At 64.8% G+C, this 7444-nt stretch carries 8 protein-coding genes; all 8 read right to left on the bottom strand.

The features are described from left to right. Positions 1-61 precede the first annotated feature (61 nt). A complete protein-coding gene (locus J3476_RS17410; RefSeq protein ID WP_207067657.1) occupies positions 62-1357 on the bottom strand; it encodes a M20/M25/M40 family metallo-hydrolase in 1296 nt (431 codons plus the stop codon). Then, positions 1354-1821, bottom strand: a complete 468-nt coding sequence (locus J3476_RS17405) for a RidA family protein (RefSeq protein WP_207067656.1) — start codon at positions 1819-1821, stop codon at positions 1354-1356. Before J3476_RS17405 ends, J3476_RS17410 begins: the two co-directional genes overlap by 4 nt. Positions 1822-1853: 32 nt before the next feature. Further along, positions 1854-2609 (bottom strand): cyclase family protein, encoded by a 756-nt coding sequence (locus tag J3476_RS17400; protein ID WP_207067655.1) that lies wholly within the window; start codon positions 2607-2609, stop codon positions 1854-1856. A 78-nt stretch (positions 2610-2687) separates the two neighbouring features. Continuing rightward, complete coding sequence (locus J3476_RS17395) at positions 2688-4238, bottom strand: cytosine permease (protein ID WP_207067654.1); 1551 nt, start codon at positions 4236-4238, stop codon at positions 2688-2690. Further along, positions 4235-5521 carry an NADH-ubiquinone oxidoreductase-F iron-sulfur binding region domain-containing protein gene (locus tag J3476_RS17390; RefSeq protein ID WP_207067653.1) on the bottom strand — a complete coding sequence of 429 codons (1287 nt, stop codon included), beginning with the start codon at positions 5519-5521 and terminating at the stop codon, positions 4235-4237. Before J3476_RS17390 ends, J3476_RS17395 begins: the two co-directional genes overlap by 4 nt. Then, complete coding sequence (locus tag J3476_RS17385) at positions 5521-5898, bottom strand: (2Fe-2S) ferredoxin domain-containing protein (protein ID WP_207067652.1); 378 nt, start codon at positions 5896-5898, stop codon at positions 5521-5523. Before J3476_RS17385 ends, J3476_RS17390 begins: the two co-directional genes overlap by 1 nt. After that, the gene (locus J3476_RS17380; protein WP_207067651.1) at positions 5885-6202 is read right to left on the bottom strand and encodes an MmoB/DmpM family protein; all 318 of its coding nucleotides are present in this window, start codon (positions 6200-6202) and stop codon (positions 5885-5887) included. The genes J3476_RS17385 and J3476_RS17380 overlap by 14 nt, the downstream gene beginning before the upstream one ends. After that, positions 6199-7440, bottom strand: a complete 1242-nt coding sequence (locus J3476_RS17375; protein ID WP_207067650.1) for a hypothetical protein — start codon at positions 7438-7440, stop codon at positions 6199-6201. Before J3476_RS17375 ends, J3476_RS17380 begins: the two co-directional genes overlap by 4 nt. Positions 7441-7444: the final 4 nt, after the last annotated feature.

Here is a 7444-nt window from a genome sequence, read left to right as displayed (position 1 = left end):
CGTTAATCTGACGGACCCCGCCGCTCAAGAATCGGCTTGTGAGACTGAGTGAATGGTCACGTCAGTAGTCGGTCAGTAGTCTCTCGAGGACATTGACACCGAATATGAGGGCACTGACTGGGATTCTCTCGTCGACGCCGTGGAATAGGGCCGTGAAATCCACATCGTCGGGCAGCAGCATCGGGGCGAATCCGTAGCAGTTGATGCCAAGTCGGTGCAGCCATTTGGCGTCTGTGAACGCGGTGCTCATGTATGGCACCACGGCCGCGGATCCGTCCTGGCTGCGTAGTGCCGCGCCGATCGCGTCGAGTAGTTGTGATTCGAGGGGGGCTTCGAGCGCGGGGCCTGAGTAGAGGTCGTCGACTCTGATGTGCTCGCCGGCCAATTGCGCGATGTGGGCGCGCATCTGCTGCTCGTTGTCGGGTAGAAAGCGGGCGTCGATCGTTCCGGTCGCGTTGCCGGGGACGACGTTGGCTTTGTAGCCGGCGTGGAGTTGGGTGGGGTTGACGGTGTTGCGCAGACCTGCGCGGAGCATCCGGGTCAGCGGTTCCAGCTGGCTGAGTAGCTCATCCTCGCTGAAGCCCTCGGAGTCGAGCAGGAGGCGCAGCCGGTCGAACGTGGCGGTGGTTGTCGGGGTGAACTGCGTATCGCTGTGATACTGGGCAACCCTGCTGACGGCGTCCGCGAGCTGGGTGACGGCGTTGTCGGGGTTGATCATGCTGCCGTGCCCGGCGCGGCCCCGCCCGGTGAGCTGAGCCCACCACACGCCTTTTTCGGCTGTGGAGACGAAGTAGGCGCGGGATTTCGAGGTGAGGGTGTAGCTGAATCCACCGACTTCGCCGATGGCGTCGACGCACTCGGCGAACAGTTCGGGCCGGGTGGCGGTGACGTGGCCGGCGCCGAGCTGTCCGCCTGCTTCTTCGTCGGCGAAGAAGGCGACGACGAGGTCGCGGTGTGGAGCGCGTCCGGCTGCGGCCATGCGACTGAGGGTTGCGATGGTCATCGCGACCATGCCCTTCATGTCGACTGCCCCGCGACCCCAAACGTAGCCGTTGTGCAGTTCGCCTCCGAACGGGTCGTGTGTCCAGTCCTCGGCGACGGCGGGGACGACGTCGAGGTGGGTATGGATCAGCAACGGGGGCAGGTCGGGGTCCGACCCGCGGACCCGGCCGATGACGCTGCATCGGCCGGGCTCGGGTTCGAACCAGTGCACCGGCACATCGATGGTGGCCAGGATGTCGGCGATCAGCTGCGCAGCGGGCTTCTCGGGGCCTCCGGGGTTGGAGGTGTCGATCCGAATGAGCTGCTGGCAGAGGTCGGTGACATCAACGGGCGTAGTCTGGCCGGCCTCTGTCATGTTTGACTGGGGAAGTCACCGCTGCCGACGACGGCAATCGCCTCCACCTCGATGAGGAAGCCGTCGTACATGAGGCCGGCGACGCGGACTGCGGTTCCTGCGGGGCCTGGGGTGGGCATGTACTCCAATCGGATGCGGGTCATCTTTTCCCAGAATTCCTGCACTGCTGCACCGGTTTCGTTGCACACGTAGTAGGTGTTGAGTTTCACGACATCGCGCCAGGTGGCGCCACCTTCTTCGAGGACTCGGGTCACGGCTTCGAAGACGTTTCTTGTTTGCGTTTCGATGTCGCCTTCACCGACGACGTTGCCCTGTTCGTCAGCGGAGAGCTGGCCGCCGACGAACACCATCTGGCCGACGCGCCAGCCTTGGGAGAAGGGTGTGGGTACATGCCAGTTCCAGGATTGCTCGGGCATGAGCCGCTGGCGTGTTGTTGGGGTGAGAGTGCCATCGAGATGGGACACCGGGGGCTCCTTTGCCGTGGTTGGGCGGGTCGTCAGTTGTCGAAGACCGCGACGGCGCGGATGGGGGATCCGGTTCCGTTGCGAATGAACAGGGGCAGACCGAAGTACAGGAAGCGTTGTCCGACAACCTTGTCCAGGTTCGCCAGGCCTTCTGTGTTGACGATGCCGTATTCGCCGCACACGTTGTGACCGGAGAAGTCGGTGTCGTCGGCGTGGTCGATGGCGACGTTGTCCACACCGATGTTGACGACACCTTGCTTGGCCAGCCACAGTGCGGCGTCGCGGTTGAGCCCGGTGTGCTTTTCGGTGTAGGCCAGGTCGGGGTAGGTGGAGTCGCCATAGCCGGTGTAGAGGATCACGGTGTCGCCCTTACGGATCTCTTGACCGCTGGCCTGCAGGGCGGCCTGAAGAGCGTCGGGGGTGATGTAGTCGGGGTACTGCACGGCGCGCACGTCCAGGCAGACGGCCTCACCGTAGTAGTACTCGAGCGGGGACTTGTCGATGGTGGGGCCATTCGGGTCGTATTCGAAGACCGCGTCAGTGTGCGTGCCGGCGTGCTCGCTGATGAGCAAGTTGTGAGCCTCGAATCCGAGGTGAGTGTTGTAGGTGGTCTTGAATTGGTCGTGGGTCTGGTTGGTGTTGATGAAGGTCTTCTGGTGTCCGAACCACATGGGCATGCCTTCGAAGATCTCGCGGGTCAGGTCGATGACCCGGACTCGCCGCTGCATGATTTCGGCGCCGAAGTGCGGGTAGCTGCGGGTGGTGTTGGTGTCATCGGTGGTGGTCATGGGTGTCTCCTCGGGTCGTGTGGGGTGTAGATCATTCAAAGCGTTTGTCCGACATGGTTTTGGGCGACGCTGCGTGGGTCAGCGCAGCACTGGACGATCAGGGGTGCTGGGTTCTGGTTGTTTTGCTTCTGCTGTTGCCCGCAGTTCCTCGATTCGGCGGGTGTCGTTGTCTTCGCTGACTGTGGTGGGGATGACGACGCTGTCCGGGACGAGCCGCACCAAGACGGCGTAGAGGATGCCGCCGATGGCGGCAGCCGAAAGGAAGCTCAGGTCTACTCCTCCCGCGGCGTTGGACCACGGTCCGACGTAGAGGGTGGTGTGGACGAACATCATCCCGACGCCGGTGGCGACTAGCCATGCGGTCATGGCCGCGATGTTCCAGCCGCGGGTGAACCAGTAGGCGCCGCCGGAGATGCGTGGTTGCAGATTGAAGACTTGCAGGTCCTGGGCGTAGTAGCGGCCCCGGCAGAAGTGGTAGCCAAGCAGGTTGATGACCAGCCAGGGAGCGGTGACGACCAGCAGGATGAGCAGAAAGGCTGTGGCTGCGGCCACCAGGTTGTAGACGAAGGCGCCGATGTAGACCAGTGCTGTGCCGGCGGCGCCGATCAGCAGTGTGGCCGGTACCCGTTTGAGGGAGGGAAAGATCGAGGAGGTGTCGAGTCCGGTGCCGTAGACGCACAGCGCGGCCTGCGCGCAGGAGCCCAGCAGGGCGATGACCACGATCGCGGCGACGAACGCGGGCGGCGACACCGTGACGAAGCCGATCACCCAGTCGGTGATGTCGGGGGGAAAGGTCATCGCGACATAGATCGCGAAGCACAGCGCTACTGCGCACCCGACGAACATTCCGACACCGGCGGCAGCGGCGACTTCGACGGATCGGTGGGTGCGCGCGCTGATGTAGCGGGTGTAGTCACCGACATAGGGCGAGTAGGAGATCGGCAGTGACGCGGCGGTTGTGGCGGACAGTAGCCAGGTCGCCGGGTAGCTGCCGAGAAGTAGTTCCGGGCTCGGGGCTGCGGCGGTGAATTTCGGAGCCAGGACGAATACTCCTGCGAGCAGCAGGATTCCCATGGTTGGTACCAGGATTCGGTTGGCTAGCACGACGTTGGCGTGACCGTAGATCGCCACGAGTAGCGTCAGTGCCGCGATCACGGCGTAGGCGATTGCTGATGCCGCGGTGGTGTCGGGCAGACCGGCCAGCTTGTGCAGGCCGGCGATGAGGGCCTGCCCGCCGGTCCACACCGTCAGCGCGTAGAAGCCGATCGCGGTGAAGATACCGACGAGCGAGCCGATCATGCGACCGACTACCCCGAAGTGCGCTCCACTGCTGACCGCACTGTTGGTGCCGGTGCGGGTGCTCAGTAGTGCCAGCGGCGCGAACAGCGCTGAGCCGATCAGCAGTCCGGTCAGGGTGGAGGTGATCGATCCCCACCAGCCGAGCCCGAACGAGACTGGAAGATAGCCCAGCACGATGATTCCGAAGCACATCTGTGTTCCGATGAACACCGCGGTCAGTTCTCGGGGTTTGGAGTGGCGTTCGGCCTCGGGGATGTATCCGACGCCGCGGGTCTCGATGTGGCCGACCTGGTCGGTGCCTGCACCTTCGGGCAGACGCGGGGTTGTCATGACGATGCTCCTTGTAGAGGTGATGTGGCGGTGTGGCTGGATGGCTCACCGGGCGTGGTCAGGGTGTGGACAGGTTGGGGCCACCGGCAGCGACCGGAGTCGATGTGGGCCGCGAAGTCAGCGGGGAATAGGGCCCGAGCCGATCGGAGCGGGGCTGTCGGCATATCGATCAGTGAGCATCGGCGCGGCATGTCGGACACGAACTCCTCGACCGCGGAGAGTTTGTCGAGCAGATCCCAGTTGCCTTTGTTGGCCGCGATCGTCTGAATGGTCCTGTGGTAGGTCTGAGTCTTCATTCGGCACGGTGGGCACTGGCCACACTGTTCGCGGGCGAAGAATCCGGTGATCTCCTGGCAGATTTCGACGATGCAGGTGTCCGCGGCGATCACTCGGACAGCCAGGCAGCCTGGCTGGGAGCCGGCGGCACGCACCGCCCCGTTGTCGATCAGCGTCGCCGCTGATCGGGAGTCCAGGAAGCTGCTGGACGGGCCGCCGGGCTGGAATGCCTTCAGTTGCCCCGATCCGGTGATCTGACCGGCGCGTTCGAAGAGGTCGGCGAAGGTGTCGGTGCTGGGATCGACTTCGTACACCCCCGGCGCGGCCACGGCGCCGCTGACGGTGGCGAGTCGGGTCCGGGGATGCTCGTGGCCGGCTGGCGTGCCGACCAGGCGCGGCAGGTTGGCAAGTGTTTCGCAGTTGGCGACCAGGGTGGGCAGTCGGCCGATTCCGCAGGATGTGGGATAGGGCGGCTGTCCGGTTGGTTTCCCGGAGCCGCCGTTGATGGCGTCGACGGCAGCGGTGGCTTCACCGGCGACATAGTGCGCTCCCGCGCTGACCACACGCACGCGGTTCACGTCGTGGATCGCTGGCGATTGTGCGGCTTCGGCGAGTGCGGTGCTCATCGCCTGGTGAGCGTCGGTCGCACCTTCGCTGATGTACAGCACGATATCGGTGGCTTCGATTGCCGCAGCGGCGATCAGCGCTCCCTCCAGCACAAGGTGAGGGTTGCGACCCAGCAGGGTCCGGTCTTTGCCGCTGCCGGGTTCGTCTTCGGCGGCGTTGCACACCAGCGCTCGCGGGCCCGGTTGGTCGAGTAGTGCGGCGACCTTGCGGGCCAGCGGGAAGTGCGCACCCCCCAGCCCTGTCAGATCCGTGTCGAGAAGGCGTTGGCGGGCTGTGGCCGGATCGGCGGCCACGGCGTCGAGACCGCGGTAGCCCCCGAAATCGGTGTACGCGGCGCGGTCGAGGTGCCTTTCGGGAAGCAGCCGCTGGTTCGCGATCATCAGGTATCCGAGGACAGGCTCAGGTCGCCGGGCTTGAAACCGGCGTCGAGCATGTTGAAGATCTTGCGCGCGATGAACGAGCTGCTTCGATCGATCGCCGCGACGGGATCTCCGCCTTCGGCATGTTCGACGATGGCCTCGGCGTCTTGCGGGGTGACCTCACTGTAGAAGGCGCGGGAATGTTCGATCAGCAGGTTGGGGCCCTGCTCGCAGGCCGCGAAGCAGACGTAGTCGTTGACCTCGAGGTCGGAATCGGACTCGTCGACCACGGCGCGCAACCGGTCACGAACGGCCTCGGAGCCGCGCATCGCGCAGTCGGTGTTGACACAGACGTGGATGATGCGCTCGTCGGACCCGAAGTTCTCATACATCCTCATCGTCTCCCTGGTCGTCGGCGTCCCAGCTCAGCACCACTTGGTCGCTGTCCCAGCGGGTGAAGTAGCCGCGATAGGCGGACACGACCTGGTTGAGGTCGCGGCTGTCCCAGTCACGACCGAGGTGATCGGAGACCACCGCGGCGCGCAGCACGAGGCGGTCGGGCACATCGAGCAGCACCATGCCCGGCATGCGCACCACCGACGCTGTCGGCAGGTCTTCGAGGACGGCGGCGACGATCGCGTCGCATTCCTCACCGGCCATCATCTCGATGCCGACGACGGATCTCGTCACGTGTGAACTCATGCCGACATCTCCTCGGTGTTCAGATCAGTTGCCCCGGTGGGTATCTGAAGTTCACCCAGCTGGGCGGTGATCCAGGTCAGTGCCTCGTCAAGCGCGGCAGCGGGGCCGCCCCCCAGCAAGGTGGTAGCCGCCTCAACTGCCCGGGGCAGCAACTCCGCGGCCCAGTCAGCGATGAGCGCCCGGTTGGCAGGTCCGTACTCGTCGTCCTCGCACACCAGCCGCAGGAATGCGGCGGCGCTTTCGCGGTGACGAACCTTGTCGTCCTCGATCGAGCTGCAGATGAACGGCGTCAGACCGTCTCCAGCGGCCAGGCTGCCGGTGGTCAGCAGCGCATGGGCTGCAGCGGTATTCAGTGGTTCGAAGAGAAGGTCGCCGACGATGATGGCCTTGCCCCAGTCCAGGGTGGCCATGATCTCCTCGACCAGTCGTCGGGTGGGCTGGAGGCGCGGGGACTCCATCCACGCCGGACGTTGGTCGTCGAACCCGGGGTGGTGTTCGCCGTAGGCCAGCGCGAGACGCCCGTACATCTGGGCGTGGCGCAACTCGTCGAACATCATGAACGAGGTGGCGCCGGCTATCCAGGAGGACAGGGCGAAGCGGGTGGTGTTCTGGTGTGAGACGCACAGCCCCCAGTCCGGGTACTGCAGTGCGCCGAGCACCTCACGCATCAGGTCGACGCGTGCCGGATCGACGGAGGCCAACTGGGCCTCCTTCTCGGCGAAACCGAACGCAGTGGCGACGCTGCGGCCGGCTCGGGCCTGCCTTGTGGTGTATGTGCGGTAGTACAGCTTGTCCGGGGAGCGGTAGGCCTCCCAGTCGCTGCATGCGAGCACTGTGCTCTCGGGTGTCCATACGGTTTGCGACGGTCGGCCACCGTCGATGTGGAACGGCTCGTGCCACTGCAGAAGTCGGGTGACTTCTTCGTATTCGCTGAGTCGGCGTTTGTTGGCGGTGGGTACCCGCAACGCCTCGGAGTCAAGGTCGGGTGCAGGCGTCGGGATGGTGTTGATCCGGGGTGAGCCGACCGGACGCAGCGAGACCAGATCGCCGTCTCCGATACCCAGATCACGAAGTTTGGCGGTATCGGCGGCATCGTTGAGGTCGAGTTCCACCAGGCGCCCTTTGGCGGAACCTGCGGCGGACGCGCGCGCTAGGAGGTCGGCGACCGTGGGGTCGTCGTCGGATAGGACGAACGCTTCGGGTGCTGCTTCGCCGAGAACTCTGGAGTAGACCAGCATCGAT

Source organism: Mycobacterium sp. PO1 (assembly GCF_017312405.1).
In the GTDB taxonomy this organism is placed as follows: domain Bacteria; phylum Actinomycetota; class Actinomycetes; order Mycobacteriales; family Mycobacteriaceae; genus Mycobacterium.
This window is presented reverse-complemented; position numbering and strand designations above follow the sequence as displayed.

What these genes read in the sequence shown, in the direction of transcription:
- J3476_RS17410 (WP_207067657.1), bottom strand. Translation starts at nt 1,357, where the DNA reads ATGACAGAGGCCGGCCAGACTACGCCCGTTGATGTCACCGACCTCTGC.
- J3476_RS17400 (WP_207067655.1), bottom strand. Translation starts at nt 2,609, where the DNA reads ATGACCACCACCGATGACACCAACACCACCCGCAGCTACCCGCACTTC.
- J3476_RS17395 (WP_207067654.1), bottom strand. Translation starts at nt 4,238, where the DNA reads ATGACAACCCCGCGTCTGCCCGAAGGTGCAGGCACCGACCAGGTCGGC.
- J3476_RS17390 (WP_207067653.1), bottom strand. Translation starts at nt 5,521, where the DNA reads ATGATCGCGAACCAGCGGCTGCTTCCCGAAAGGCACCTCGACCGCGCC.
- J3476_RS17385 (WP_207067652.1), bottom strand. Translation starts at nt 5,898, where the DNA reads ATGAGGATGTATGAGAACTTCGGGTCCGACGAGCGCATCATCCACGTC.
- J3476_RS17380 (WP_207067651.1), bottom strand. Translation starts at nt 6,202, where the DNA reads ATGAGTTCACACGTGACGAGATCCGTCGTCGGCATCGAGATGATGGCC.
- J3476_RS17375 (WP_207067650.1), bottom strand. Translation starts at nt 7,440, where the DNA reads ATGCTGGTCTACTCCAGAGTTCTCGGCGAAGCAGCACCCGAAGCGTTC.